Origin of the sequence: Klebsiella sp. CN_Kp097, assembly GCF_040064495.1 — a bacterium.
GTDB lineage: Bacteria > Pseudomonadota > Gammaproteobacteria > Enterobacterales > Enterobacteriaceae > Klebsiella > Klebsiella aerogenes.
On the sequence record NZ_JBEAIL010000007.1, the window covers coordinates 719,563 to 746,023 of the forward strand.

The following is a 26,461-nucleotide window of genomic DNA, read 5'->3' on the forward strand; positions in this document are numbered from 1 at the left end:
GTTTTCAGTGTAGCCGCTGGTGAAGCGCACCGTCCGTTATGGTTATCACATGCGCATTTTTCGATACACGCAAAATGTCGTTCCAGCGACTCGACCAAATCACCCCGACGCGCTAGTGTACCCACTGACAACAGATTTATTTCACTCGCCACAGGCCAGCAGAGACTATGACTGACAACAACAACTATCAGCAGCTCACCCGCACTTTCCAACGGCTCTCCCGCTTCTCTCACCTTGCCGCCATCGCCGGCTGGGATATGTTCGCCATGATGCCGCCCGGCGGCAGCCGCGCGCGCGGCGAAGCGCTGGCGGAGCTCGGGGTGCTGCAGCACCAAATTTTGACCGATAAGAAGGTCGGTGAATGGCTGGAAAACGCCCTGCAGGAAGATCTTAACGATCTGGAACAGGCTAACCTGCGCGAAATGACCCGCCAGTACCAGCAAGCGGCGCTACTACCGGAAAGCCTGGTGGAAGCGAAATCGCTGGCCGGCAGCCGCTGCGAACACGCCTGGCGCAGCCAGCGCCCGGCTAACGACTGGCAGGGGTTTGCCGAAAACCTGCGCGAGGTCGTTAAGCTCAGCCGCGAAGAGGCGCAGATCCGTGCCGATGCGAAAGGCTCTTCACGTTATGATGCCCTGCTGGATATTTTCGAACCCGATATGACCAGCGCGCGTCTTGACGTGCTATTCGCCGATCTGAAATCCTGGCTGCCGTCGCTGCTGGCAAACGTCGTCGATAAGCAAGCGCAGAAGACGCTGCTCGAGCCACAGGGGCCCTTCGCCATCAACGACCAGCGCGAGCTGGGGCTGGAAGCAATGCGGGTTTTAGGCTTTGATTTTGATGGCGGCCGCCTGGATATTAGCGCACACCCCTTCTGCGGCGGCGTGCCTGAGGACGTTCGTATTACCACCCGTTATAACGAAAACGATCTACTCAGCGCGCTATTTGGCGTGATCCACGAAACCGGCCACGCGCGCTATGAACAGAACCTCCCGCGTAACTGGCTCGATCAGCCGGTTGGGCTGGCTCGTTCAACGGCGATTCACGAATCTCAAAGTCTGTTCTTCGAAATGCAGCTTGGCCGCAGCGAAGCCTTCCTCAACCGCCTGCTGCCCGCCGTGCGTCAGCGCTTTGGCGACCAGCCGGCGTTCAGCGCGGAAAACTTTATCGCCTGGAACCAGCGCGTGAAGCCGGGCTTCATTCGCGTCGATGCCGACGAAGTCAGCTACCCGGCGCACGTCATTCTGCGCTATGAAATCGAGCGGGCGCTGATCGACGGCGATATTGAAGTAGACGATATTCCCGCCCTGTGGGACGAGAAAATGCAGAGCTGGCTGGGCATTTCGACCCTCGGCAACTATCGTGACGGCTGTATGCAGGATATTCACTGGACCGATGGCGGTTTCGGCTATTTCCCTTCCTATACGCTGGGGGCGATGTACGCCGCACAGTTAATGGCGGCCGCCAGACGCGCGTTACCGAATCTCGCACAGGATATCGCCGGCGGCGATTTTAACGCTCTGTTCGACTGGTTGCGGCAAAATATCTGGCAGCACGGCAGCCGCTTTACCACTTCGCAGCTGATTAAGAATGCCACCGGCGAAGATCTCAACGGTGAGTATTTCCGCCAGCATCTTACCGCGCGTTATCTCTAAGCCTGCGCGCCGGGGCCTGCTCCGGCGCGTTATACCCGTTCGCTTCGCGTTGTACATATGGTTACACGCCGATACCAAACACTCACGGAAAGCTCGAAAAGACAAGCATATAGTTACTTCAACGGCCCCGCAGTGGGGTTGAAATGAAGAAACCTTTTCGAGGATATCAGAATGAAAAAAGTATTAGCTCTGGTCGTTGCCGCTGCTATGGGTCTGTCTTCCGCTGCTTTCGCTGCTGATGCAGCAAGCACCACTCAGGCACCTGCTGCTGCAACTCACAGCACCACTGCCAAGACAACTCACCATAAAAAACATCACAAAGCTGCCGCCAAACCGGCTGCAGAACAGAAAGCCCAGGCTGCCAAGAAACACAAAAAAGCCGCGGCGAAACCCGCTGTAGAGCAAAAAGCTCAGGCTGCGAAAAAACACCACAAAGCCGCCACTAAACCGGCTGCACAGAAAGCCCAGGCTGCCAAAAAGCACCACAAAACTGCCGCTAAACCAGTAGCGCAGAAAGCTCAGGCTGCGAAAAAACACCACAAAACCACTAAACACACCGCTGCTAAACCTGCTGCTCAGCCGGCTGCATAATCGTTTCGGTTAGTCTGGTATTGTATAAATCGGCGCTGTTTCAGCGCCGTTTTTTTCTGGAGAGCGCTATGCTGCGACGCTATCGTTTTGAGCTCATCCTGATACTGCTGATAATATGCGCGCTGGTGGCAACCCGCTTTTTCCTCTATTAGGCGCCGCTAATCATCCCCCTCAATAGGAAAACCGGCTTCACGAATTGCCTGACGGCAATCGCTGACGCCCGCAGCATATCCCGCTTCAATTTCGCATACCGGGCTCGCACTGGAGAAAGGTAAGCGAATCGGCGTCGCCAGTTGACGTTCCAGCTCGCCAATTTTTACCCGCGCCGCCAGCAATTCCTTCGCCAGTTCTGGGGGCGACACTTCGGTTTTTTCCCCCGTAATGATCGCCCGCAATTGCTTCTCATCGATAGTCATCATATCCGCCAGTTTGCATTCATTCACAGATATTATAGCCAACGCCACCTCAGTGGCGCTGGCGTGACGCTACATGGCACGTACCGCCTCAATCACGAGATAGCCCATCGCTCCCCACATAAAAAAAGAAACCAGCGAAACATAAACTAATGCGCGAATACCTTGTTTAGACATACACCCTCCCACTACGGGAAATGACATTGCGCTTATGATGGCCGGGTCAACCTCACATTTCACTCAACGGGAATCGCCAATGACAATGTTTACAGTGAGAAAATGTTTCGTAGTGAAAATAATTGAGAAGATGGTAAAAAAACGCCAATGACCATGAACTTTTGCGATCTTAAGGCGACTAAAACACCCTCGAAAAATTGCGCTTTGCGAATGTCCTGTAAGGCAAAGTGATTATTTTGCCGTCGTTTTACGTACGTTCCGATACACGAATTATGTTGCGTTGCACGCCGCTTTCTGCGGAAATGACAACAGCAGAGATAATGCGTTAACCATCTGAATTAACATGGTTCTTGCATAGATGAAATGTCTTCAGGAGTCATTTTAACTGCCGTTTGGCTTAATAAAAATTATTCTTAACTTTCATAAACTTAAATCTCCTGCTACTTTCAATAGACATAATTATCTCCCCAGAGAGTGATATGCGTAGAGACGTACTGTTATTACTGTGTTCGTTTTGTGTATTTCCCCTGTTTGCTCACGCTGATGATGACGGCATGAGCGCGAAAGATATCAAAACGCTTTTTTTCGGCCATGACGATCGTAAAGCGGTCAGCGATCCGGCCAGTTCCCCCTGGGATGCCATCGGCCAGTTAGAAACCGCCAGTGGTAATCTGTGTACCGCAACGCTGATTTCGCCGCATCTGGCTCTCACCGCCGGTCACTGTTTGCTGCAGCCGCCGAAAGGAAAGCCGGACAAGGCCGTTGCGTTGCGTTTTATCTCGCGTAAGGGCAGTTGGGTCTATGAAATTCACGGGATTGACGGCCGTACCGACCCATCGCTAGGCAAACGGCTTAAAGCGGACGGCGATGGCTGGATTGTCCCCTCTTCCGCAGCCCCCTGGGACTTTGGCCTGATCGTCCTGCGCTACGCGCCCGGCGGCATTACGCCTGTTCCTGTGTTTCCCGGTGATAAAGAAGCGCTGACCGCGGCGCTGAAAGCAACGGACCGCAAAGTGACGCAATCCGGCTACCCGGAAGATCATCTGGATAGCCTCTATAGCCACCAGGATTGTCTGGTGACGGGATGGGCGCAAGCCTCAGTTCTATCACATCAATGCGATACGCTACCGGGCGACAGCGGTTCTCCGCTGCTGTTAAAAACGGACAACGGCTGGCAGGTCATTGCAGTGCAAAGCTCGGCGCCGGGACCGAAAGATCGCTATCGCGCCGATAACCGGGCTATTGCCGTGACCGGTTTTCTCGACAAGCTGGAAGCGCTGGCTAACGAGTGATTATCCCTGCTGCTGGCGCAGTTGAAGCAATGAATCGATCGGCATCGGTTGGCTGAAATAATATCCCTGAAGTCGATCGCATCCCGCCCGCCGCAGCAGCGCCAGCTGCTGCTGAGTTTCTACCCCTTCAGCAACCACGGTGATCCCCAGCGCATTAGCGATACGTACCGTGCCGCGCACCAGTTCTGCCGCCTGCGGGTCGACATCCACCACCCCGGCTAACGACTTATCAATCTTGAGGCTATCAAAACGACAGCTGCGTAGATAACCAATACTGGAATAGCCAATGCCAAAATCATCCAGCGCGACGGCGATACCTAACGATTTCAGGTTCTCGATAGCCACGCGAGCGCGCTCCGGGTTTTCCAGTACGTAGCTTTCGGTTACCTCAAGCTGCAGGCGGCGGGCAGGAAACTGACAGCGTCCCAGGGTTTGGATCACCCGAGTTTCGAATTCCGGGTCGCGGAACTGCGCCGGGGATATATTGACGGAAAGGAGTAAATCCCCCATCGTCTCGAGATCGTAACAGGCTTGCGACAGCGCAAACTGGCCCAAGGCATAAATCAATCCGCTGCTTTCGGCAATGGGGATGAAAGCATCCGGCGCCAGCGGGCCTTCAGGACGTCGCGGCCAGCGCAGCAAGGCCTCTACGCCTTCCATCACCAGCGTTTCGGCATTGACGATCGGCTGATACCAGACATCAAATTCGCCTTTTTCGAGACCTTCGCGGATACTATTTTCAATGTGCAGCTGGTGCTGACGCGTTTCGTTAAGGGTGTCATCATACCAGGCCACTCTTCCCTTACCGCTTTTCTTCGCGTGGTACATGGCCATATCCGCACGGCGAAACAACTCAGTACTGGAACACTGCGTCGGCACCCCGCTGGCAATACCAATACTGGCGCTGATATATATTTTCCGGGCGCTGAGCGCAACGGGAGTTTTTAATAATTCGAGCGCCGCCAGGGCGAATGCTGAGGCCTGATTAACCGCATGTTCGCCGCTCATGGTCATGGCGAATTCATCCCCGCCCATCCGCGCCAGCATCGCCCCCGCCGGAACCCGATCGCGTAATTCGCGGGCGATATGGGTAATCAGCGCGTCGCCAGTATCATGGCCGTAGTTATCGTTGACGTCTTTAAAACCATCGAGATCGATAAATACCACGCTCTGCATTTCATTCTTACCGCATTCGCCCATCGCATTTAAACGTTCAATCAATGCCCGACGGTTCGGCAAACGGCTCAGCCAATCGATAAGCGCATTTTTTCGCGCCTGCTGTTCGCCGCGCGCCAGCTTGTAAAGCCCCAGGCTACTCAGCATGATAAACAGCAAAATTAAACTTGCCGCCAGAATGGCGATGAGCCTGATGCTGTTTGACGCGGCGCGCGCCGCTTCCGCACCAGGAAGGCGCGGTTGCCAGCTCAGATAGGCCAGCGTCTCCCCGCCCTCTGTGCGTAATGGTACGCTGTATTCGCCGGCAAACTGCGTCGTATGCAGTCGATTAATCTGGAAAGTGTTCCCCAGAGTTTCCAGCATGGTTGGATTAATGTGGCGGGTAATCACCAGATAGCGACGGGTTTTATCATAAATCGGTAAGCGGCCGATTGTCGGGCGAATCAAGCCGATACCGACAAACGCAATGCCCGCGCGGGTACGGGTGATTCCGGCAAAGGCATTTTTACCGCGTCTCAGCGCATCCGCGTGCTGCTCGATAAGGGTTTGTAACCCGCTGCCGAAAAAACCAATATCGGATTCGGTAAATAGCTCGCTGCGAAAAGCCCCCCACAAGATGCGATAGTTTTCATCCAGGATAAAAGTGCCGTCGTAGAGATTATTAATCTTAAAACCCGATCCCCACGAATCATACAGCCAGTGTGCATCAAGATGGGGCGTATAGGTTTGTTTAACCGCATCATCCCAAATCGAATTATCCAGTACCAATGACAGCACCCGGTTCACCGATGTCTGCACGGCGCCTTCTACCGAAAGCATCGAACGGTGTTTATCTATTTCATTAGTTTTAATACTGACCAGATGTTGCGACAAATAGAAAAGAGAAATCACAGAGACGACCAGGCCCAGGCCGGCAAGAAATACCAGAATGGAAAGGATTTTGGCAGAGGGAATATTCCGCCAGCCAGGCAAAGGAATCATGTGCTGTCCTCATAGCGGCGTACAGAAAGATGCCGAATCTGCTTTTTTAAGCGTAATACAGAGAACAGAATTTGCCGCCTGCGAACGCAGGCGGCATCATATCAGGCCAGTTTTATCAATACCATACCGGCCACCAGCAGCACGACGCCAACCCAACCTTTATGGTTCAGACGCTGACCAAAGAGGATCCAGCCAGCGGCAATGGTGGCCGCAATCCCGAATCCGCCCCACAGCGCATAAGCGACGGACAGGTCGATACCTTTTACCGCCTGCGACAGGGCGCTAAAGGCCCCTAACACCGCCGCCAGCGACAGAATACCGTAGATCTTACGACGGAAGCCGTCGGAAAATTTCAGCAATACGTTCGCGGTTATTTCCAGTACGATAGCCAGCGCCAGCCAGGCGCCGTGAATCCACTCAAACTGTTGCATGAGCTGTCTCCTCACGCTGTTTCACCGCTTTCTTTGTGCCGGACTTAATCAGCACAATACCCGCGACCAGCGTTGCCAGCCCGGCAAGTTTTACGATAGACAGGCTTTCATCGAACAGCAGCACGCTGAATACGGTAATCAACAAAATACCGATACCTTCCCACAGCGCATACGCCACACCGAGAGCAATTTTTTTAACGGCGAAGGCCAGGAAAATATAGGAAAGCGCAATCATTGCCAGCATTAAAATATAACCTGTATGACCGCCGCTGACGCTTGCCCATTTCATAGACAACGTGCCGGTAATTTCAGCGACGATAGCTAAGGCTAATAAAATCCAATAAAACATAATCCCTTCTCCTGCTTGAGAATACAATCCATGACGGCTTACGCGAGTAAACCGAAAAAATTCTGACGTAGTTTTAGCCGTGCGCGGTGCGCCAGCTCAGGCAGAGAGAATGGGACTATAGCGCGGAGCGCCAGTGCTGTTCGCCAGCAAATCGGGAAAGGATGAAGGGTAATGCGTGATGAGTCGAAAAATAAAGGCTGAACTGATTGTTCATAAAATTACAATTATCCGCGGTGTTGCTTCTCGTCATTGCGGAAAAAAATTGTCCTCGGTAGTTAAACACAAGTAAATTTGTACCATAGTGTTAATATTAACTCAAAGAATTTGCAATTCTTTACGTCTAATGCGCGATTTCAATTAGTATTTTCTCAAACTGATCTCCATCATAAACGTGTATAGCAAAGTCGCTATGATCAAGGACGTTTTCATCTTCACCGTAAGGAACCCAATGGCCAAACCCATCATCACCCTAAATGGACTCAAGATCGTCATCATGCTGGGCATGTTGGTTATCATCCTTACCGGCATCCGTTTTGCCGCCGACATTATCGTCCCCTTTATCTTAGCGCTATTCCTTGCGGTGGTGATCAATCCGCTGGTCCAACTGATGGTACGCTGTCGGGTGCCGCGAGTGCTGGCGATTTCGCTACTGGTGGGCGCTATCGTGCTGCTGGCGGTGGTACTGCTGGCGTCGCTTGGCACCTCGCTTAACGAACTGGCGCGCACCCTGCCGCAATACCGCACGTCGCTGGCCGAACCGCTAAAGACGGTCACCCCATGGCTACAGCGCTTTGGTTTTACCGTCTCCGCCATTGAGCTGAATAAGTATATCGATCCCAACGCGGTGATGACCCTGGTTACCAGCTTGTTGACCCAGTTGTCGAATGCGATGTCGTCCATTTTTCTGTTGCTTCTCACCGTGGTATTTATGCTGTTGGAAGTGCCGCAGTTGCCCGCCAAGCTCCAGCAGCTAATGTCGCGGCCGGTTGAGGGAATGGGCGCCATTCAGCGGGCGATAGATAGCGTCTCACATTACCTGGTACTGAAAACCGCGATTAGCCTGGTCACCGGGCTGGTGGTCTGGGGTATGCTGGCGCTGCTGGACGTCCGCTTCGCCTTTATGTGGGGGCTACTGGCCTTTGCGCTGAACTATATTCCCAATATCGGTTCGGTACTGGCGGCCATCCCGCCGATTCTGCAGGTGATGGTATTTGGCGGCCTGTATGAGGCGCTGATCGTCACTGCCGGTTACCTGATTATCAACCTGGTGTTCGGCAATATTCTCGAGCCACGTATCATGGGCCGTGGGCTGGGGCTCTCCACGCTGGTGGTATTCCTGTCGTTAATATTCTGGGGCTGGCTGCTGGGCCCGGTCGGTATGCTGCTGTCGGTGCCGTTGACCATCATCGTGAAAATCGCCCTTGAGCAAACCAACGGTGGGCAAAGTATTGCCTTCTTACTCAGTGACTTAAGTAAAGAATAATCGGCAATCTGGCTGGCCTATCCGCCAGCCTTCCCTCCTTTCATCTTTTCCGCTTAGACCGTTACTCCTTTTTTATTATTGATCCCCATCACAAATGGGCACATCCAATCATTACTCTAAAGCTAACGATTAGCCGGCATGCTTAATTGATGCGCAGCGCCGCGCATCGCACACTAACTTCCACCAGGACAAACGAAACGATTTGTCGAATCAGGAGGTTAACAATGAATGCTGAACAAACGACGGGACGGGTCTGGAACCGTCGCCGGACGGAAAAACAGCGGCGGCTGGCCGAAACGAAGATTGCCGGCAAAGTCATCCCCACTGACCAACTGGTCAGCGTACTGGAAAATCTGCTCGCCCCTGGCGACCGGGTAGTACTGGAAGGTAACAACCAGAAGCAGGCTGATTTCCTCTCCCGCATGCTCGCCGAGGTTAATCCGCAGAAAATCCACGACCTGCATATGATTATGCCAAGCGTCGGGCGCAGCGAGCATCTGGACCTGTTTGAAAAAGGCATTGCCCGTAAACTGGATTTCTCTTTCTCCGGCACGCAAAGCTTGCGCATCTCGCAGCTGCTGGAAGATGGCCTGCTCGAAATCGGCGCCATCCATACCTATATTGAACTCTACTCCCGCCTGTACGTCGATCTGTCGCCAAACGTCGCGCTGATCGCTGGCTATAAAGCGGACCGTAAAGGCAACCTGTACACCGGGCCAAGTACCGAAGATACCCCGGCGCTGGTCGAAGCCGCCGCCTTCCACGACGGCATTGTGATAGCCCAGGTCAACGAACTGGTGGACGACGAATGCGATCTGCCGCGCGTCGATATTCCCGGCTCGTGGATTGATTACGTGGTGGTCGCCGACAAACCGTTCTTCATTGAACCGCTCTTCACCCGCGACCCTCGTCTGATTAAGCAAGAACACATTCTGATGGCGATGATGGCGATCAAAGGCATCTACGCGGAACATCAGGTGCAGTCGCTTAACCACGGCATCGGCTTTAATACCGCCGCCATCGAGCTGTTGCTGCCCACCTACGGCGAACAGCTCGGACTGAAAGGCAAAATCTGTAAACACTGGACGCTGAACCCGCATCCGACCTTAATCCCGGCCATCGAAAGCGGCTGGGTGGAGAGCGTGCACTGCTTCGGCGGCGAACTGGGGATGGAAGAGTATATCCGCGCCCGCCCGGATATCTTCTTTACCGGCCCGGATGGCTCAATGCGTTCCAACCGTGCCTTCTGTCAGCTGGCAGGTCAGTACGCGGTAGATATGTTTATCGGCTCGACCCTGCAGGTTGATGGTCTGGCTAACTCCTCAACCGTCACCCGCGGTCGTCTTTCCGGTTTCGGCGGCGCGCCGAACATGGGCCATGACCCGCACGGTCGCCGCCACGCCACCCCGGCCTGGCTCAATATGATCACCGAACCAGACCCGATGCAGCGCGGTAAAAAACTGGTGGTGCAGATGGTCGAAACCTTCCAGGCCGGCGTAAAACCGACCTTCGTTGAAACGCTCGACGCGGTCGACGTCGCCAAAACCTCCGGCATGCCGCTGGCGCCGGTGATGATTTATGGCGATGACGTGACCCACGTGCTGACCGAAGAGGGTATCGCCTACCTGTACCGCGCGGAGAGCCTTGAAGAGCGCCGGGCGATGGTCGCCGCGGTGGCCGGGATCACCGATATTGGCCTCGGGGTGGACGCCAAACGCGTCGCCGCGCTGCGCCAGAGCGGCAAAGTGGTGTACCCGGAAGATATCGGCATTCGCCGTAGTGATGCCACCCGCTCGCTACTGGCCGCCGGCAGCGTCGCCGAGCTGGTGGAGTGGTCCGACGGACTGTACAACCCACCGGCAAAATTCCGGAGCTGGTAATGAAAAATCTCTCCCCCCTACACGCAGAAAGCCGCGTCAGCTGGCTGGCGCATACCGCCAGCGCGTGTCTGATTGACGAAGCCCGCCTGAGTCCGAAACCGGGTCTGGTCGATAGTCGCGGCAACGGCGCGCATCAGGATCTCAATCTGGACCTGATGGAACGCTCCGCCCGCAGCCTGCAGCCAACCTTTCACGCACTGGCGCAGCAAAGCTGGCAGCGTCCGGCGGATATCGCCCTGCGCGAAACCGTCGGCCGCCTCGGTCGCGAAGGTGAAGCGCAGATGATGATGGCGACAGGTGGCGTTAACACCCACCGCGGCGCCATTTGGGCGCTGGGCCTGCTGGTCAGCGCGGTGGCGATGTTGGGTGGAGAGGGTCAATCACAGGCGATCGCCGGGACCGCCGCCGCCCTTGCCCGCCTGCCTGACGGTTTCGCGCCGAAAAGCTTTAGTAAGGGGCTGCGCGCCAGCCGCCGTTGGCAGGTGCCGGGGGCACGCGAGGAAGCGCAGCGCGGATTTCCGCATGTTACCGCCCTGGCGCTGCCGCAACTGCAACAGAGCCGGGCGCGAGGCGCCAGCGAGCAGCAGGCGCGCCTTGATGCGCTGATGGCCATCATGACCTCGCTGAGCGATACCTGCGTGCTGTCGCGCGCCGGCATGAACGGCCTGCACGCCATGCAGCAAGGCGCCCGCGAGGTTCTGGCGGCGGGTGGTTGCGCCAGCGTCGCCGGTCGCGCCGCGCTGGCGCGCCTCGATGCGCAGATGCTGGCGCAAAACGCCTCGCCGGGTGGCGCGGCCGATCTCCTTGCCGCCACCCTGTTTCTCGACCGGGTTTCCGGCTAACGCATTCAGAGGATGTTATGGAACAGATTACATTGTCATTTCCTGCCAACCGCGCCCTCAGCGGCAAAGCATTGGCAGGGGTCGTAGGTTCAGGCGATATGGAAGTGCTTTATACCGCCGCACAGGGCGCCACGCTCAACGTACAGATCACCACCTCAGTGGATAACAGCCAGGCGCGCTGGCAGGCGCTGTTCGACAGGTTGAACCTGATCAACGGTCTGCCCGCCGGGCAGTTGATTATCCATGACTTCGGCGCCACGCCGGGCGTCGCCCGTATTCGTATTGAACAAGTATTTGAGGAGGCCGCTCATGCGTAACGATCGCAGCTTTATCGAACTGCGCGCTCGCGAACGCGCCCACGCCCTGCTGGACGACGGCAGCTACCGCGAACTGCTGGATCCGTTTGAAGGCATTATGTCGCCGTGGCTCGGCGCGCAGGGCATCGTCCCACAGTCCGACGACGGTATGGTGGTCGCCAAAGGCACGATCAACGGCCAACCTGCAGTGGTGATTGCCATCGAAGGCACCTTCCAGGGCGGCAGTATGGGCGAAGTCTCCGGCGCCAAAATGGCCGCCGCGCTGGAGCTGGCGGCGGAAGATAACCGCAACGGTATCCCGACCCAGGCGGTGCTGTGCCTCGAAACCGGCGGCGTACGTCTGCAGGAGGCCAACCTCGGTCTGGCCGCCATCGCCGATATTCATGCCGCGATTGTCGACCTGCGCCGCTACACCCCGGTGGTCGGCATTATTACCGGTACCGTCGGCTGCTTCGGCGGTATGTCCATCGCCGCGGCGCTGTGCAGCTATCTTATCGTCACCCGTGAAGCCCGTCTCGGCCTCAACGGCCCGCAGGTTATCGAGCAGGAAGCCGGCATTGAAGAGTACGACTCCCGCAACCGTCCGTTTATCTGGAGCATGACCGGCGGCGAAATTCGCGCAGCCAGCGGGCTGGTCGACGCGCTGGTTAACGATGGCGTTAACGCCGTTAAAACCGCAATGAACGAGGCGATCGCCAAAGGCGTACCGGCACAGCACCGCAGCGACAACTATGACGATTATCTGCGTCGCTTGAGCCAATTCGATACCCGCCAGCAGGCGGATACCGCGCAGATTAAACAGCTTTTTGCCCGGGAGGATAAATAATGAGTCAGTTCCCAAACCGCGCCGCGCTGTGGCTGAATAAACTGGCGCCCGACGCGCCGCTGATGAGTGGTCTGTGCCCTTCGGTGCAGGTCGCAGATGGCCAGATTGATGGCGAAAACGTCCGCTTTATCGCCGTGGTGCCTGACGCTAACAACCACTACCCGCGCGCCGCCGGCGGCGAAGTCGGCCTGCTGGAAGGCTGGACGCTGGCGAAAGTGGTCAACGAAACCATCGCCGCCGACGCCGATCGGCCTGTCAAACGGCCGATCGTCGCGGTAATTGATGTCCCGAGCCAGGCCTATGGCCGCCGCGAAGAAGCCTTTGGCATCCACCAGGCCCTGGCCGGGGCGGCAGGCGCCTACGCCAAAGCCCGTCTTGCCGGCCACCCGGTGATTGGCCTGATTGTCGGAAAAGCGATGTCCGGGGCGTTTTTGGCCCACGGCTATCAGGCCAACCGCCTGATCGCCTTTAACGATAGCGGCGTGCTGGTTCACGCGATGGGTAAAGAATCGGCAGCGCGCATTACGCTGCGTACCGTAGAGGCGCTGGAGAAACTGGCGGCGACGATCCCGCCGATGGCCTACGACGTCAGCAACTACGCTACGCTCGGCCTGCTCTCCGCCCTGCTCGATATCAACCATCCGGATGCGCCAGACGAAGGCGATCTGTCACTGGTCAGCCGTACCCTGCGCGACGCCATCGCTGACGCGCGCACCGATACCTCACTGAAGTGCCGTCTGGGCGCGGAAAACCGCCGCAGCTCGCAACTGGTTCGCGATCGCATGCGCGCCAGCTGGTAAGACGTTCGTACGTAAGTAGTAGAAGAAAACCTGCCGGAAGCAGTCTCCCGGAGCGCGGAATAAACGCTCCGGGAAGGGACGGCTTTTAGAAAAAATAACAATCGCGCCAGTACTCTATTTTATTTACAGGTGATTTATGACTTATGTGATTATTCATGCTCTTGCCCCGATTTTCGTCATTATGCTGCTGGGCTTCTGGGCCGGTAAGGCCGGGATGGTAGATAACAAAAACGTCTCGCTGCTTAATATTTTTGTAATGGATTTCGCCTTACCCGCCACGCTGTTTAGCGCGACGGTACAAACGCCGTGGGCCGGTATCGTCGCCCAGTCGCCGCTGGTGCTGGTGCTGACCGGCGCGATGTGGATCACCTATGCCGCGATCTACTTCCTCGCCACCAGCATGTTCAAACGTACGCCGCAGGATGCCGCGGTGCTGACCCTCACCGTCGCCCTGCCAAACTATGCCGCGTTGGGTCTGCCGATCCTCGGCAGCGTGCTGGGTGAAGGCGCTTCTACCTCGCTGTCGGTGGCGGTCTCTATCGCCTGCGGCTCGGTACTGATGACCCCGTTCTGCCTGCTGATTCTGGAGCGTGAAAAAGCCCGCGCCGCGGGTGAAAACAGCAGTTCTACGCTGGCGATGCTGCCGGTGCTGATGTGGCGTTCAGTGAAAAAACCGATCGTCTGGGGCCCGCTGCTTGGGGTGGTGCTTTCCGCGATCGGCATTAAAATGCCGGACCTGCTGCTGGCGTCGATCAAACCGCTGGGCCTTGCCGCCACCGCCGCCGCGCTGTTCCTCACCGGGGTGATCCTGTCGGCACGTAAACTGCAGCTCAATGCGCTGATCGCTACATCAACCATCGTAAAACTGCTGGTGCAGCCGTTTATTGCCTGGGGTCTGGTGATGTTACTTGGTCTGCACGGTTCTATCGCCATTACCGCGATCCTGATGATTGCGCTGGCCGCCGGCTTCTTCGGCGTGGTCTTCGGCAACCGCTTCGGCGTGCAGTCTCCGGATGCTGAAGCCGTGCTGCTGTTAAGCTCGGTTCTGTGTATCCTGTCGCTACCGCTGTTTATCTCTTTAACTTCAGGACTGTAAACCATGTCATCAACGCCGCGTCCCCACGATTTAGTTTGGTTAAACCACGCCAGCGCCCTGGAAGACATTGCCGAGCCATGGGTGGCTCAACAGTGGCGAGCCGCGCTGCCGGTGGTGGTGAGGCGCGACGTTGACGGCCAGGCCCGCATCCCGGTTGGGGTGCGGGGCATGAAGCGCGAACAGCGCGCCGCCGGCTGGGTTCAGCCGCACAATATCGTGCGCAGCGTCACCCCGGAGATGCTTGTTGACCGTGAGGTCTTGCTCCATTCGCCTTTTGTTTCGCAGCCGCCGGTCCAGGCGGCTATTGCCCTCACCTTACACCGCTGGCCCTGGGGCTGGGGCGTCACCGGCAGTACCGGCTACGCGCTGGCAACCGAAATCCCGGTGCTGCATGCGGCAAGCGATCTGGATCTGCTGATCCGCGCGCCGCAGCCGCTGGACCGCGAGGCATTGCTGGAATGGCAGGCCCGGGTGGCCCTACTACCGTGCCGCGCCGATACCCAGATAGAAACACCGTACGGCGCCTTCGCCCTTAATGAGTGGCTGCGCGATGGCCGCGCGCTGCTGAAAACATCCCGCGGCGCGCGTTTAACCGCGACGCCGTGGCACAGGGAGGACTGATGAAGATTATATTTACTTTTCCCGGTCAGGGCGGCCAGCGCCCCGCAATGCTGGCGGCAATCCCCGATCGCGAGGCTATCCTCACCCAGGCGCGCGCCGTGCTGGGGGATGAAGTCGATACCCTCGATAGCGCCGACGCGCTAAAGCATACCCGTGCAGTACAACTCTGTCTGCTGATCGCCGGGGTAGCCTGGGCGCGCGAACTACAGCGCCAGGGCGTGGATCCGCAGATGGTCAGCGGGCTCTCTATCGGCGCGTTTCCGGCAGCGGTGATTGCCGGCGCGCTCGATTTCGCCAGCGCGCTGCGGCTGGTGGCGCTACGCGGCGATTTAATGGAGCAGGCTTATCCCGAAGGTTACGGGCTGACGGCGATTACGGGGCTGACCCGCCCGCGGGTTGAGGCGCTGATGCAGGGCCACGAGGTTTATCTCGCCAACCTGAACGCCGAAACGCAAATCGTGATCGCCGGGCGCGATGAAGCCATGGCCGAGGTGGCGCAGCTGGCGCTGCAGGCTGGCGCCAGTAAAGCCCAACGGCTGGCGGTCAGCGTGCCGTCGCACTGCGCGCTGTTGGATAAACCTGCCACAGCCCTGACAAAAGCCTTTGCCGACGTCACCTTAACGCGCCCTCAGCGCGCCTATTTAAGCGGCTCGACGGCGCGCGTGCTGTGGGATCCGCAGCGGATCGCCGACGATCTGGCGATGAACATGGCGCGCACCGTGCATTGGCAGGAGGCGATGATCGCCGCTGATGAACGCGACGCGAGGCTGGCAATCGAGATGCCGCCCGGCGGCGTGCTCACCTGCCTGACCCGCCAGGCGGGCTGGCGCGGCGAGACAATTTCGCTGGAGCGCAGCGGCGTAGACGTCGCCCGCCATCTGGCGCAGCGGCTTAGCGATTAATACTGCGGGCGTACATGCGCCCTTCCGCCGCCAGCGCCAGCAGGTCGGCATCGCGCTCGCGATGGTGTGAATAGACGATAGAGATCAGCTGGCGCATCTGATAGGGTTCCGCCAGCTTTAACAGCTGCACATCGTTTTCGTAAACCTTCTTCATGCGCCCCGGCAGCAGCGCAAACCCGACGCCCGCCTGCACCAGGCTTATCATCGAAAAGATATCATTCACCCTGGTCACGATTTCCGGCTCAAAACCGGCTACATGAAAGGCCTCCTGAAATCCGGCATACGTCGCAAACCCTTCCGCCAGCGAGACAAATTTACGATCGGCGTAATCGCGCAGGTCGGCGAGCTGAGTGGTATCGAGCTGTTCCGTCGCCGGCGCGGCGAGGAAGATATCATCTTCAAACAGCGGCACCACGTCGAAGGCCGAATTATTGTACTCGCCTTCATTGGTGGCGATTAAAATAGCGTCAAGGGCATCGTCTTCCAGCATATCCAGCAGCATCTGATTGGAGCCCATCGTCAGATCCAGTTCAAGCTCCGGGCGACGCAGCTTCATCCCCATGATGATGCGCGGAACGGTTTCCAGTGTCAGAGAATAGAGGGTACCGATGCGCAACCGTCCCTGACCGACGCCGGCGACTTTACGCGTCGCCTCAAGCCCGCGGCTCATCAGACTCATCACATCCTGGCAGTATTCGAGCAGCGTCCATGCCGCCTGCAGCGGCAGCAGGTTGCGCCCTTTGTGAACAAACAGCGGGCAGCCGACTCCCTCTTCGAGCGTATGCAGCGCGCGGTGAACGCTAACGCTGCTGAGCTTCATGGCTTCGGCGGTTCTGGCGATATTGCCCTTCGCCATAAACATCATAAAGACCGATAGCTTGCGGAAGGTGATCTCCTGGTTGATATCGTCTTTCATAACCCTTCCACACCCCTGGTTTAATTTTCTTATTTCAATTCAAACCAGTATATCTTTTATGAGGCCAAAGTTGCAGGCAGCGCGCGGCCTCAGCCGGTAAAAAACGCAAAAAAGGAAGACCATGGTCTTCCCTTTTGTTCACTGCCTGGATGCGTCGTTACAGCGCCATATCGTGCTGCGGCGAGGCCTCGCGCGGCGTCTCTGCCGGTTTGGCGGTCGCGGTCGGCGCCGTCTCTGGCATCTGAATGACCGGAGGCTTGGTCAGTTGCAGCGCCGCGGCGGTGTCATCCCAAACCTGCTGGGTCAGCGCCACGTTGCCGTTTAACTTCTCGCCGTAGCTCGGCACGATAGCGCGAATGCGGCTCTGCCATTCCGGCGAGTTAAACTGCTGCGGGAACATCTGCTTGAGAACGTTCAGGGTGATCGGCGCGGCGGTGGAAGCACCTGGCGATGCGCCGAGCAGCGCAGAAATCGTTTTCTGCTGATCGACCACCACTTCGGTACCGAGCTTCAGCACGCCGCCCTTTTCCGCGTCTTTTTTGATGATCTGCACGCGCTGACCGGCCTGAATCAGTTTCCAGTCTTCTTTACGCGCGTTCGGGTAGTACTCTTTCAGCGCCGCAAAGCGGTCATCATCGCTGAGCATAACCTGGCTAACCAGGTACTTCACCAGATCGAAGTTGTCGAGGCCAACGTGGGTCATCGGCAGCACGTTGCTGGTGGTGGTAGTACTCAGCAGATCGAAGAACGAACCGTTTTTCAGGAACTTGGTGGAGAAGGTGGCGAATGGCCCGAACAGCACCACGCGCTTACCATCGAGGTAACGAGCATCCAGGTGCGGTACCGACATCGGCGGCGCGCCAACTGAAGCCTGACCATAAACTTTCTGCTGATGCAGTTTTGTCAACTCCGGGTTCTCGGTCATCAGGAATGAGCCGCCTACCGGGAAGCCAGCATAGTTGTCCGCTTCCGGAATACCGGTTTTCTGCAGCAGCTTAAGCGCGCCGCCGCCGGCGCCGATGAAGACATATTTGGCGTCGATAGCCTGCTCTTCACCGCTCTGCACGTTCTTAATCGTCACGTGCCAGGAGTTGTCGGCATTGCGTTTAAAATCGGTGACTTCAGAAGAGGTCTGCAGCGAGAAGTTGCTGCTCTTTTTCAGGCTGCCGATCAGCTGACGGGTAATTTCACCGTAGTTCACATCGGTACCGACCGGCGTCCAGGTCGCGGCCACTTTTTGCTGCGGATCGCGTCCTTCCATGACCAACGGCGCCCACTGTTTAATTTGCGCGTGATCGGTGGAGAATTTCATTCCCTGGAATAAGGTGGTCTGCTGCAGCGCGTTATAACGCTTTTGCAGATAATCCACATTATCGCCCCACACGAAACTCATATGCGGCGTGGAATTAATAAACGAGTGCGGATCGTGCAAAATACCGCGTTTGACCTGCGCCGACCAGAACTGGCGCGAAATCATAAACTGTTCGTTGATATCCAGCGCTTTGCTGACATCAATAGAACCGTCTGCACGCTGCGGCGTGTAGTTCAGTTCCATATTCGCCGAGTGACCGGTACCGGCGTTATTCCAGCCGTTGGAGGACTCCAGCGCGACGCCGTCGAGTTTCTCCACCATCACCTGTTTCCACTCCGGCTGCAACTCCTGCAGCCAGGTGCCCAGCGAGGCGCTCATGATGCCGCCGCCGATCAGCAGAAAGTCAGTTTTTTTCGAGGTATCGCCATTTGCGTAGGTCGCCGTACTGACGAACATCGCTAATGCGGTCATAGATATAATCGTTTTTTTAATTGCAGGCATAATAGAAATATCGCGTAGCAAAAGTGTAATAAGAGCCGTCATATTAACGCACTTTTACTTTATTTTAAAATATCATTTACACTTCGACATTTTAATCAAACAGTTTTTTAACTTAAAAAAGCAGCTTATTTATTTCGCTGGCAGTTATTGTGAAAAATAGCGACGGAAAATCAGGATCATTCGGGCGATAAGAAATATAGCGCCGGTTTATTTAGTTATTTAACAAACCGGCGCGGCGAGGAGATTAATTAACGTTACTGAGCGTTTTCTCTTGCGCTTCAGCCAGGGCGACACGCAAATGGTTGTTGTTTTCGCTGAGCAGATCCCGCGCCTGCCAGGCATCGAGCCCCGACATCAGCATCAGAATCGCCGTCCGACAATGCTGATTGCAACTGGCCAACGCGGCTTTAGCTTGCGCGCGCGTACACTCTGCGGCGGCCATCACCATGGCGATTTGCCGCTCCTCCCAGCGCGGGCTGGTTGCCTGTAGATCAACGCGCAGGTTGCCGAACACTTTGCCGCTGCGTACCGCAAGGCCGGTGGTTAACAGGGTGAGGATCTGCCGCTGCGCCAGTTGCGCTTTCGGATTGCCATAACCCGCCACCGCTTCCGGCCCGGTCTGCGGCGCAATCATAATATCCGCCAGCTGCGCGGCTTCGCTATCAGGTTGCTGCGTCAGGATCGCAATCGGCGTCCCCAGCGACCAGGCGTGACGCATGGCTCCCCACACCCACGGCGTTTTGCCGCTGACGGTGAGCGCCAGCAGCATATCGTTAGCGCTCAGGGACAATAGCTGCATATCCCGTAAGCCCGCGTCATAATCGTTAGCCGCCCGCTCGGCGGCCTGCAGCGCGCTCCCTTCGCCACCGGCGATCATCGCCACCAGTGAGTGATTGGCTTCAGGGGAATAGTCATTAACCGTTTGCAACGCCGCCTGCCCGGATGCCCCGGCGCCAACGATCACCAGCCGTCCTCCCCGGCTCAGGGTCGCCGCGGCGTTATCCACCAGCCGGGTAATCTGCGGCAGGCAGGCATCGATGGCAACGGCTATCTGTTTGTTATCCTGCTGCAGCAGGGTCAGCATATCGAGGGTGGCGAGCGTATCGATATGGCGCGTTTGCGGGTGGCGTCGTTCCAGCATTGATGCGGTTGGCTTACTGCTCATAAAACCTCCATTTAAAACCGAACTCACTGCGGCGAAATCAATAGCGGTGACATATCCATTCATTCATCACGGCTATTTGATTGATGCAGCCAGTGTAAAGCCTTCATTCACGGCTTTACCGCCACGGGGGTCACAGTTTGTTCACCCGACACCTAATCGCAGCGCGATTGCGCGTTATCCGAGCATGAGGGCTACGCATGTCAGGCAACGGATACCCGGTACGCCGGTTTTACTGTTATTACACGGCTTTATGAAAGCCGCCCTATCGGCGATAATGATCGTTCAACGAATCGATCGGGGTTGTCATGAAGGAAGCCGAGCTACAGCCGCCCGCCCGCAAGCGCGCCCGCAGCCTGAAATTAAGTACCGCCGTCACGCTGATGATTGGCAGCGTTATCGGCGCGGTGCTGCTGCTGGTCTACGCGCTATGGTTTATGCAAATCAGTAACGCCACTCGCGACGGCTTAAAAGAGACGGCGCTGGCGGTGGCGCGCACCATGGCCGATATGCCGCAGGTGAAGCGCGGTCTCGGCGAGCCGCCGCAGAGCAATATTATTCAGCCGCTGGCGCAGTCCATTACCCGGCGTAACGACCTGCTTTACGCGATTGTGACCGACATGCGCGGCATTCGCTATTCGCATCCGGATAGCGCCATCATCGGTAAACCCTTTATCGGCGAGGATATCCGCCCGACCCTCGCCGGGCGGGAAAACGTGGCGATTAACCACGGCGTACTGGCGCCGGCGCTGCGCGTGTTTACCCCGGTATTCAATGAACAGCATCAGCAGATAGGCGTGGTAGTGGTAGGTATTTCGCTGAGTAAAGTCGACGAACAGATCGCCAATAGCCGCTGGGACGTTCTGCTGACCATTCTGTTCAGCGCGCTGGTCTGCGCTATCGGCACCTGGAGCCTGGTGCGCGGCTTAAAACGTATTCTGCTGGGGCTGGAGCCGCAGGATATCTCCACCCAATTCCAGCAGCGACAAGCGATGCTGCACTCGCTGAAAGAAGGCGTGATCGCCGTGGATAGCAGCGGCCAGGTCACGCTGATTAACCCGGCCGCCCGCGGCATGTTACTTAGCGGGCCGGATAAAAGCATCGATCGCACCCCACTGCTGGCCGACCTGCAGGAAGTTCTGCGCAGCGGCGAGCCTATCTATGACCGAGCGCTCGGCTGTAATGGCTTATTGCTGATCAGCAATACCGTCCCGGTGCGCAGCCAGAACGCCATCGTCGGCGCGATCAGCACCTTCCGCGATAAGACCGAGATGAGTCAACTGGTGCAGCGACTGGACGGCATGATGAGCTACGTCGATGCCCTGCGCACCACTTCGCACGAGTTTATGAACAAGCTGCACGTGATCCTCGGCCTGCTGAATATGAAAAGCTATGACAAGCTGGAAGAATATGTGCTGCAAACCGCCCATGCCTATCAGGCCGATATCGGCGAAATTCAGCACCGGATAAAATCGCCGGTGGTCGCCGGTTTCCTGATTGGTAAAATCCAGCGCGCCAAAGAGCGAGGTTTCACGTTGAACCTCGCCGAAGAGAGCCTGGTGCCGGATTGCCCGAATGAAAAACAGGTCACCGTACTGGTGACGGTGTTAGGCAATCTGATTGAAAATGCGCTGGACGCGATGAGCAGCCAGGAGGAAGGCGAAGTGAGCCTGCTATTGCACTATCAGGATGGCTGGCTAAGCGGTGAAGTGAGCGACGATGGCCCGGGGATCCCGGCGGCCAATATTGACGCCATCTTTAATAAGGGCTTCTCCACTAAAGGCGAAAATCGCGGCGTCGGCCTGTTTCTCGCCAACCAGCAGCTCCACGAACTCGGCGGCATGTTGTCCGTCGAGTCCGAGCCTGGCGTATTTACCCAATTTTTTGTTCACCTGCCCTGGGATAGTAAAAGGAAAAAAGCGTGATAAATGTATTAATTGTTGACGACGATGCGATGGTTGCCGAGCTGAACCGCCTGTACGTGGCGCGCATCCCCGGTTTCAGCTGCTGCGGCACCGCGTCGACGCTCGGCAAAGCCCAGGAGATGATTAATGACCCGCAGATGGCGATCGATTTGGTGCTGCTGGACGTTTACATGCAGCAGGATAGCGGCCTCGATCTGCTGCCGACCATTCGCGCCAGCGGCCGCGCCATCGACGTGATTATGATAACTTCCGCCGCCGATGCCGCCACCGTCCAAACCGCTATGCACTATGGCGTGGTGGATTATCTGATTAAGCCCTTCCAGTTCCCGCGCTTTGAAGAAGCGCTGACCGCATGGCGTGAAAAACGCAAACTGATGACCGGCCAGCCCTATTACGAGCAGGCGGATGTCGATCGTCTGTTGCACGGCGGCACGCCGGAAGCGGCTGACGCGCGTAAGCTACCGAAAGGCTTAACGGCGCAAACTCTACGCACGCTGTGCCAGTGGATTGATAGCCACCCTGATGTGGAATTCTCTACCGATGAGCTGGCGGCGGCGGTGAATATCTCGCGCGTCTCATGTCGCAAGTATCTGATCTGGCTCGCGCAGATCAATATTCTCTATACCACCATCCATTACGGCGCGACCGGCCGACCGGTGTATCGCTATCGGCTGGTCGCCGAGCAGTACGGCCTGCTCAAGCAGTACAGTCAGTAATCTGGTAGCCGCTGTCGAGCAGTTGAAAGCGGATGCGCTGCGGTGACGACAGAATCACGTCGCGGTTTTTGGTGACAAAAATCGCTTCAATGTCGTCCCGCTGGCGCAACGCCGCGCAGCCCTTCTCCACGCCAAGGCCATACAGCAGCGTGGTCCAGATATCGCCGTCCAGTGAATCCGCGGAAATGACCGTTACGCTATCGAGTTCGTTATCCAGCGGATAGCCGCTGCGCGGATCGAGGATATGGTGCCAGCGTTTGCCATCCTGCTCGAAATAGCGTTCATAGGTGCCTGAAGTGACAACCGACTGCCCGCTAACGGCAATAGAGCCAATAAGTTCCTGCGCCGCGGCAAAGGGTTTTTTCAGCCCAATCGCCCATTCCCCTAACGTATGTACATTGCCGCCGAGATTAATCAGCGCCTGTTCGATCCCCTGCTGGCCCAGGTAATCGCGTACCTGGTCAGCGATATATCCTTTAGCGATTGCGCCAAGGTCGATTTCCATTCCGGCCTGCGCCAGCCACACGCTCTGCTTTTCGTCATCGAGAATGACATCCTGCGGGCGGGTTAATGGCAGCCGGGCCGCTATATCCGCCGCCGACGGCACGCGATGCCCCTGAAAGCCAATGCGCCACAGTTTAACCAGCGGACCGATAGCCAGATTAAAGGCGCTGTCGCGCACCATACTGGCGGCTTTAGCGCACTTAATCAGTTGGTACACCGGACGGCTAACGGTGACAGGATGACGCCCGGCGGCATGGTTGATATCCATCACCTGCGACTGCGCCCGGTTCACGGTGAGCAGATCTTCGTAGCGTTTAATTAACTGAAATACGCGGGAGGCCAGCGCCTCATCGTGGGAATAGAGTTTGAGCAGGATGGGCGATCCCATCAACACGGCGGAGTAGCTATAGACGCGGTTATCGGACATTGGGCTCTCCTTAGAAGGGATAAGCCGGGCGGCTAAGCCAGCCCGGCATCAGCAATTACCTATTATCCTCTGGCACGTTTCGCCGCCTGATGGCCCGCGAGGGTACCGAAGATGATGATATCCGCGACCGCGTTACCGCCGATGCGGTTACCGCCATGGATACCGCCAACCACTTCACCCGCGGCGTAGGCGCCGCGAATCGGCTGCTGCGCCACATTCAGCACTTCGCCATCGGTATTAATGGTCACGCCGCCCATAGTGTGGTGCACCCCTGGGGCAATACGAATGGCGTGGAACGGGCCTTCGTTAATCGGCGCGCGCAGCGCGGTTGTGCGGCCAAACGCTTCATCGTGCTGTTTTTCCACCGCGCCGTTGTAGCATTCCAGGGTAGCGAGGAACGCATGGTAATCCATCCCCAGCTTCTCCGCCAGTTCACGCGGCGAGCTGGCGCTGGTGACGAAGCCTTTGGCGATATACTCGTCGGCGGCTTTGTTTTTCGCCCGCACATGCTCGTCGAAGACGATGTAAGCATAGTGTTCCGGCAGCGCGATAATCGCCGCAGACACTTTATCGCGGGTCTCCATCTCGTTGAAGAAGCGGTTCCCCTGCTGGTTAACGAGAATAGCGCCGCCGCCGCGAATCGATTCGGAAATCAGGTACGAGGTCTGCTGCTCGACGGTCGGGTGAATTTGAATTTCGCCCATGTCCACGGTGCCGGCGCCAATGCGCTCCAGCAGCGCAATACCGCTACCGGTCGCCCCTTTATGGTTGGTGGTCACGAAGCCTTCGAGGTCAGGACGATATTTCACCACCATCGCGCTGTTGGCGCTGAAGCCCCCGGTCGCCACGATGATACTTTTGGTCTGCACGTCGATGATCTCTTGTTCATCGTTGATAAGACGCACGCCGCTCACTTCGTCGTTGCGCATCAGGATCTCTTCTACCGAGGTATCCAGCAGCACATCGATACCGCGTTTGGTGATATTACGCACCAGACCGCTAATCAGGTAGCCGCCAACCGCCGATCCATCGCGCGGACGGTGGGTACGGTCGATACTCATCCCGCCGGTGGTGGTGATATCGTTAAGCATAATCCCACGGTCCGCCAGCCATTCAATGGCTTGCGGCGCGTTTTCAACGAAACGACGCAGCAACTGCGGGTTGTTTTTGTTGTGGCCGCCCTTCAGGGTTTCCTGATAGAACAACTCTTTACTGTCCTGAATACCTTTGACGCGCTGGAAGCGGGTTTCCGCGGCGTTCATCCCGGCGGAAGCTTTGATGGTGTTGCCGCCAATAGTCGGCATTTTTTCAACGATCAGCACGCTGGCACCTTCGTCGTGGGCCTGAATCGCCGCGGCCAAACCGGCGCCGCCGCTCCCCACCACCACCACGTCATAGCTTTTCGGCGCGGCATCGTTGCCGCCCTCTTCCGCGGCCAGCGCTTTGCTGGATTTCAGCATCGCTTTGGACACCGCTTTTTTCACCGCTTCGCTCTGGCTGGTCGCGCCGGAGATAGCGTCGACGTGCGGCGTGTTGGCGGTCAGAATACGTTCGCGGATCTCTTCGAAGCTGGTGGTAAATTCAACGCTCTGCACCGGGCTTGCGGCCAGCTCAATATCCGCAATGCGATCGTTTTCGAGGCTGACGTTAATGACCAGTTCGTTGGCATCGTCCTGAACGGTTTCGACAAACATCCCCGGTTTAAATTTCGCGTCGCCCATGCTCATGTCGCGGATCATCGCTTCGACCAGCGAGAAACGCCACAGCGGTTCCGGAATATTCAGCGCCTCGCGCTGGGTGCTGTCGATAAAGAGTTCCAGCTCTTCGCCGGCGGAGATACGTGAAGCCCAGTCCGGATAGGCGATGCAGGCGCGGCCGACGGCCATCAGGTCATAACCGTGATCGAGGCCCTGTTCGGCATCAGCGGCGTTAACTACCCCGCCGACGCCCATCACCGGCACTTGCGCCAGCGTTTCAGAACGCATGGCGCAGTATTTTTCAATCAGCGGCGTCGGATCGCTGGTATCAACGATAGACGGGCGCAGCGTCGCGCCAACCGAGAAATGCAGATAATCGACGCCGCGGGCGGCCAGTTTCTCCAGCAGATACATGGTGTCGTCGAAGCGGATCCCCGGGACTTCCATCTCTTCCGGCGAGAAGCGATAGCCGATGATAAAGGCATCGTCAGCGTACTGGCGGGCCATTTTATGCGTGATGTCCAGTACCGCCAGCGGGAATCTGGCGCGGTTGTCGCGGCTGCCGCCCCACTCATCGTCACGCTGGTTAGAGTTCGGCGAATAGAACTGCTGGATAAGATAGGTGTTGGCGCCGTGGATTTCGACGCCGTCGAAACCGGCAAGAATCGCGCGGCGTACGCCGTCGCCAAATTTGGCAATCATGCCTTCGACTTCTTCACCACTGAGGGCGCGCGGCATGGCGGCGCCGTCGCGCGGCGCGGCAATGGCGCTCGGCGCCACCGGCTGGCGACCGCCAATCAACTGTGGGTCAACCATGCGGCCGCCATGGTAAATCTGCAGAATCGCTTTCGAGCCTTCCGCTTTTATCGCTTCGGCGATTTTCGCCAGTCCGGCGATTTTTTCATCGTTATCAATGCCAATAGCGCCCGGGAAGGCCAGACCATAATCATCAATAAAGCAGCATTCAACGATGATAGTCCCGATGCTGCCGGCGCGGGCGCGATAGTACTCAACGAGCTCGCTGGTGACGGTACCATCGAAATAACCGGTGCAGGTGGTCATTGGCGCCATTAGCAAACGGTTTTTCAGTTCAGTCCCATTCGGTAAAGTAAATGGCTGCAGAATTCGTTCGTTACTGGTCATATTAATACTCCAGATTTTAAATATTGAAATTCAGAATTGGGTGACGGAAATTTTATTGATTGTTTATTTTCATTCCTGTTGTCATGCCAATAATATAGCGCGTTTTTTAGTTACTAAATTAATTACGTTAGTTAAAAAACTATTTAATACCTGCAATAACAGCAATACCTCTATTGTATTATTAAATTTATATATCGCATTTACATAATACAAATGAATGATAACATTTCAGTCACTTTTGTTAACGCTGAAAAAACGCACAAAACAAAAATAAAACATGCCATTTCAATAAATTAAATAATAAACCGGTTTAGCCATTTATTATT

23 protein-coding genes are annotated in these 26,461 nt (G+C 56.7%); 14 read left to right on the plus strand and 9 right to left on the minus strand.

Annotated features, from left to right (window positions below; genetic code table 11):
- Positions 1-167: 167 nt before the first annotated feature.
- Positions 168-1,655, plus strand: a complete 1,488-nt coding sequence (locus tag ABLV07_RS13880; RefSeq protein ID WP_047040679.1) for a carboxypeptidase M32 — start codon at positions 168-170, stop codon at positions 1,653-1,655.
- A 171-nt stretch (positions 1,656-1,826) separates the two neighbouring features.
- On the plus strand, positions 1,827-2,246 hold the full coding sequence (gene asr / locus ABLV07_RS13885; protein ID WP_015366777.1) for an acid resistance repetitive basic protein Asr: 420 nt from the start codon (positions 1,827-1,829) through the stop codon (positions 2,244-2,246).
- 158 nt (positions 2,247-2,404) lie between these two features.
- On the opposite strand, the gene ABLV07_RS13890 is transcribed toward asr, so the two are convergent.
- Entirely contained in the window at positions 2,405-2,662 is a 258-nt protein-coding gene (locus ABLV07_RS13890) for a hypothetical protein (RefSeq protein ID WP_015366779.1), read from the minus strand.
- A 653-nt stretch (positions 2,663-3,315) separates the two neighbouring features.
- Here ABLV07_RS13890 and ABLV07_RS13895 point away from each other — a divergent pair.
- The gene (locus ABLV07_RS13895; protein WP_020078950.1) at positions 3,316-4,128 is read left to right on the plus strand and encodes a serine protease; all 813 of its coding nucleotides are present in this window, start codon (positions 3,316-3,318) and stop codon (positions 4,126-4,128) included.
- Here the strand turns inward: ABLV07_RS13895 and ABLV07_RS13900 are convergent, their stop codons facing one another.
- From ABLV07_RS13900 to mdtJ, 3 genes are all read right to left on the minus strand, one after another.
- Complete coding sequence (locus ABLV07_RS13900) at positions 4,129-6,285, minus strand: bifunctional diguanylate cyclase/phosphodiesterase (RefSeq protein ID WP_108684313.1); 2,157 nt, start codon at positions 6,283-6,285, stop codon at positions 4,129-4,131.
- A 101-nt stretch (positions 6,286-6,386) separates the two neighbouring features.
- Entirely contained in the window at positions 6,387-6,716 is a 330-nt protein-coding gene (gene mdtI / locus ABLV07_RS13905; protein WP_015366783.1) for a multidrug/spermidine efflux SMR transporter subunit MdtI, read from the minus strand.
- Complete coding sequence (mdtJ, locus tag ABLV07_RS13910) at positions 6,703-7,065, minus strand: multidrug/spermidine efflux SMR transporter subunit MdtJ (protein WP_021463805.1); 363 nt, start codon at positions 7,063-7,065, stop codon at positions 6,703-6,705. Before mdtJ ends, mdtI begins: the two co-directional genes overlap by 14 nt.
- 448 nt (positions 7,066-7,513) lie before the next feature.
- Between mdtJ and ABLV07_RS13915 the strand changes: the two genes are divergently transcribed.
- From ABLV07_RS13915 to mdcH, 9 genes are all read left to right on the plus strand, one after another.
- Positions 7,514-8,548, plus strand: coding sequence for an AI-2E family transporter (locus tag ABLV07_RS13915; protein ID WP_015366785.1), 1,035 nt, complete (start codon positions 7,514-7,516; stop codon positions 8,546-8,548).
- A gap of 224 nt (positions 8,549-8,772) precedes the next feature.
- Positions 8,773-10,428 (plus strand): malonate decarboxylase subunit alpha, encoded by a 1,656-nt coding sequence (mdcA, locus tag ABLV07_RS13920; RefSeq protein WP_015705280.1) that lies wholly within the window; start codon positions 8,773-8,775, stop codon positions 10,426-10,428.
- Entirely contained in the window at positions 10,428-11,270 is an 843-nt protein-coding gene (locus ABLV07_RS13925; protein ID WP_004190298.1) for a triphosphoribosyl-dephospho-CoA synthase, read from the plus strand. The genes mdcA and ABLV07_RS13925 overlap by 1 nt, the downstream gene beginning before the upstream one ends.
- Before the next feature lie 17 nt (positions 11,271-11,287).
- Positions 11,288-11,587, plus strand: coding sequence for a malonate decarboxylase acyl carrier protein (gene mdcC, locus ABLV07_RS13930; RefSeq protein ID WP_008805033.1), 300 nt, complete (start codon positions 11,288-11,290; stop codon positions 11,585-11,587).
- Positions 11,580-12,413, plus strand: coding sequence for a biotin-independent malonate decarboxylase subunit beta (locus tag ABLV07_RS13935; RefSeq protein WP_012541866.1), 834 nt, complete (start codon positions 11,580-11,582; stop codon positions 12,411-12,413). Before mdcC ends, ABLV07_RS13935 begins: the two co-directional genes overlap by 8 nt.
- A complete protein-coding gene (mdcE, locus tag ABLV07_RS13940; protein WP_032707948.1) occupies positions 12,413-13,213 on the plus strand; it encodes a biotin-independent malonate decarboxylase subunit gamma in 801 nt (266 codons plus the stop codon). Before ABLV07_RS13935 ends, mdcE begins: the two co-directional genes overlap by 1 nt.
- 136 nt (positions 13,214-13,349) lie before the next feature.
- Positions 13,350-14,309 (plus strand): AEC family transporter, encoded by a 960-nt coding sequence (locus ABLV07_RS13945; RefSeq protein ID WP_047040684.1) that lies wholly within the window; start codon positions 13,350-13,352, stop codon positions 14,307-14,309.
- 3 nt (positions 14,310-14,312) lie between these two features.
- Positions 14,313-14,930, plus strand: coding sequence for a malonate decarboxylase holo-ACP synthase (locus tag ABLV07_RS13950; RefSeq protein ID WP_047075616.1), 618 nt, complete (start codon positions 14,313-14,315; stop codon positions 14,928-14,930).
- The gene (gene mdcH, locus ABLV07_RS13955; protein WP_047058502.1) at positions 14,930-15,832 is read left to right on the plus strand and encodes a malonate decarboxylase subunit epsilon; all 903 of its coding nucleotides are present in this window, start codon (positions 14,930-14,932) and stop codon (positions 15,830-15,832) included. The genes ABLV07_RS13950 and mdcH overlap by 1 nt, the downstream gene beginning before the upstream one ends.
- Here mdcH and ABLV07_RS13960 read toward each other — a convergent pair.
- The 3 genes from ABLV07_RS13960 to ABLV07_RS13970 form a co-directional block, all read right to left on the minus strand.
- On the minus strand, positions 15,822-16,748 hold the full coding sequence (locus tag ABLV07_RS13960) for a LysR substrate-binding domain-containing protein (RefSeq protein ID WP_015366791.1): 927 nt from the start codon (positions 16,746-16,748) through the stop codon (positions 15,822-15,824). The genes mdcH and ABLV07_RS13960 overlap by 11 nt on opposite strands.
- A gap of 157 nt (positions 16,749-16,905) precedes the next feature.
- Positions 16,906-18,561, minus strand: coding sequence for a malate dehydrogenase (quinone) (gene mqo / locus ABLV07_RS13965; RefSeq protein WP_042892408.1), 1,656 nt, complete (start codon positions 18,559-18,561; stop codon positions 16,906-16,908).
- Positions 18,562-18,805: 244 nt separating this feature from the next.
- Complete coding sequence (locus ABLV07_RS13970) at positions 18,806-19,726, minus strand: N-acetylmuramic acid 6-phosphate etherase (RefSeq protein ID WP_032711556.1); 921 nt, start codon at positions 19,724-19,726, stop codon at positions 18,806-18,808.
- A gap of 305 nt (positions 19,727-20,031) precedes the next feature.
- On the opposite strand from ABLV07_RS13970, the gene ABLV07_RS13975 reads away from it, so the two are divergent.
- Positions 20,032-21,648, plus strand: a complete 1,617-nt coding sequence (locus tag ABLV07_RS13975) for a sensor histidine kinase (protein WP_171824748.1) — start codon at positions 20,032-20,034, stop codon at positions 21,646-21,648.
- The gene (gene dcuR / locus ABLV07_RS13980) at positions 21,645-22,364 is read left to right on the plus strand and encodes a two-component system response regulator DcuR (RefSeq protein WP_015366795.1); all 720 of its coding nucleotides are present in this window, start codon (positions 21,645-21,647) and stop codon (positions 22,362-22,364) included. The genes ABLV07_RS13975 and dcuR overlap by 4 nt, the downstream gene beginning before the upstream one ends.
- Here dcuR and ABLV07_RS13985 read toward each other — a convergent pair.
- On the minus strand, positions 22,345-23,295 hold the full coding sequence (locus ABLV07_RS13985; protein WP_126027442.1) for an FAD:protein FMN transferase: 951 nt from the start codon (positions 23,293-23,295) through the stop codon (positions 22,345-22,347). The two genes, dcuR and ABLV07_RS13985, sit on opposite strands and share 20 nt — an antisense overlap.
- 62 nt (positions 23,296-23,357) lie before the next feature.
- Positions 23,358-26,135 (minus strand): flavocytochrome c, encoded by a 2,778-nt coding sequence (locus ABLV07_RS13990; RefSeq protein WP_171824747.1) that lies wholly within the window; start codon positions 26,133-26,135, stop codon positions 23,358-23,360.
- Positions 26,136-26,461: the final 326 nt, after the last annotated feature.

Bases quoted from the DNA above. Each gene is read 5' to 3' on its own strand.
- mdcH (WP_047058502.1), top strand. From the start codon at position 14,930: ATGAAGATTATATTTACTTTTCCCGGTCAGGGCGGCCAGCGCCCCGCA.
- ABLV07_RS13880 (WP_047040679.1), top strand. From the start codon at position 168: ATGACTGACAACAACAACTATCAGCAGCTCACCCGCACTTTCCAACGG.
- mdcC (WP_008805033.1), top strand. From the start codon at position 11,288: ATGGAACAGATTACATTGTCATTTCCTGCCAACCGCGCCCTCAGCGGC.
- mqo (WP_042892408.1), bottom strand. From the start codon at position 18,561: ATGCCTGCAATTAAAAAAACGATTATATCTATGACCGCATTAGCGATG.
- ABLV07_RS13960 (WP_015366791.1), bottom strand. From the start codon at position 16,748: ATGAAAGACGATATCAACCAGGAGATCACCTTCCGCAAGCTATCGGTC.
- ABLV07_RS13925 (WP_004190298.1), top strand. From the start codon at position 10,428: ATGAAAAATCTCTCCCCCCTACACGCAGAAAGCCGCGTCAGCTGGCTG.
- ABLV07_RS13895 (WP_020078950.1), top strand. From the start codon at position 3,316: ATGCGTAGAGACGTACTGTTATTACTGTGTTCGTTTTGTGTATTTCCC.
- ABLV07_RS13945 (WP_047040684.1), top strand. From the start codon at position 13,350: ATGACTTATGTGATTATTCATGCTCTTGCCCCGATTTTCGTCATTATG.
- ABLV07_RS13915 (WP_015366785.1), top strand. From the start codon at position 7,514: ATGGCCAAACCCATCATCACCCTAAATGGACTCAAGATCGTCATCATG.
- ABLV07_RS13900 (WP_108684313.1), bottom strand. From the start codon at position 6,285: ATGATTCCTTTGCCTGGCTGGCGGAATATTCCCTCTGCCAAAATCCTT.
- ABLV07_RS13970 (WP_032711556.1), bottom strand. From the start codon at position 19,726: ATGAGCAGTAAGCCAACCGCATCAATGCTGGAACGACGCCACCCGCAA.
- mdcE (WP_032707948.1), top strand. From the start codon at position 12,413: ATGAGTCAGTTCCCAAACCGCGCCGCGCTGTGGCTGAATAAACTGGCG.
- ABLV07_RS13890 (WP_015366779.1), bottom strand. From the start codon at position 2,662: ATGACTATCGATGAGAAGCAATTGCGGGCGATCATTACGGGGGAAAAA.
- ABLV07_RS13985 (WP_126027442.1), bottom strand. From the start codon at position 23,295: ATGTCCGATAACCGCGTCTATAGCTACTCCGCCGTGTTGATGGGATCG.
- ABLV07_RS13950 (WP_047075616.1), top strand. From the start codon at position 14,313: ATGTCATCAACGCCGCGTCCCCACGATTTAGTTTGGTTAAACCACGCC.
- mdtI (WP_015366783.1), bottom strand. From the start codon at position 6,716: ATGCAACAGTTTGAGTGGATTCACGGCGCCTGGCTGGCGCTGGCTATC.
- asr (WP_015366777.1), top strand. From the start codon at position 1,827: ATGAAAAAAGTATTAGCTCTGGTCGTTGCCGCTGCTATGGGTCTGTCT.
- ABLV07_RS13935 (WP_012541866.1), top strand. From the start codon at position 11,580: ATGCGTAACGATCGCAGCTTTATCGAACTGCGCGCTCGCGAACGCGCC.
- ABLV07_RS13975 (WP_171824748.1), top strand. From the start codon at position 20,032: ATGAAGGAAGCCGAGCTACAGCCGCCCGCCCGCAAGCGCGCCCGCAGC.
- ABLV07_RS13990 (WP_171824747.1), bottom strand. From the start codon at position 26,135: ATGACCAGTAACGAACGAATTCTGCAGCCATTTACTTTACCGAATGGG.
- mdtJ (WP_021463805.1), bottom strand. From the start codon at position 7,065: ATGTTTTATTGGATTTTATTAGCCTTAGCTATCGTCGCTGAAATTACC.
- mdcA (WP_015705280.1), top strand. From the start codon at position 8,773: ATGAATGCTGAACAAACGACGGGACGGGTCTGGAACCGTCGCCGGACG.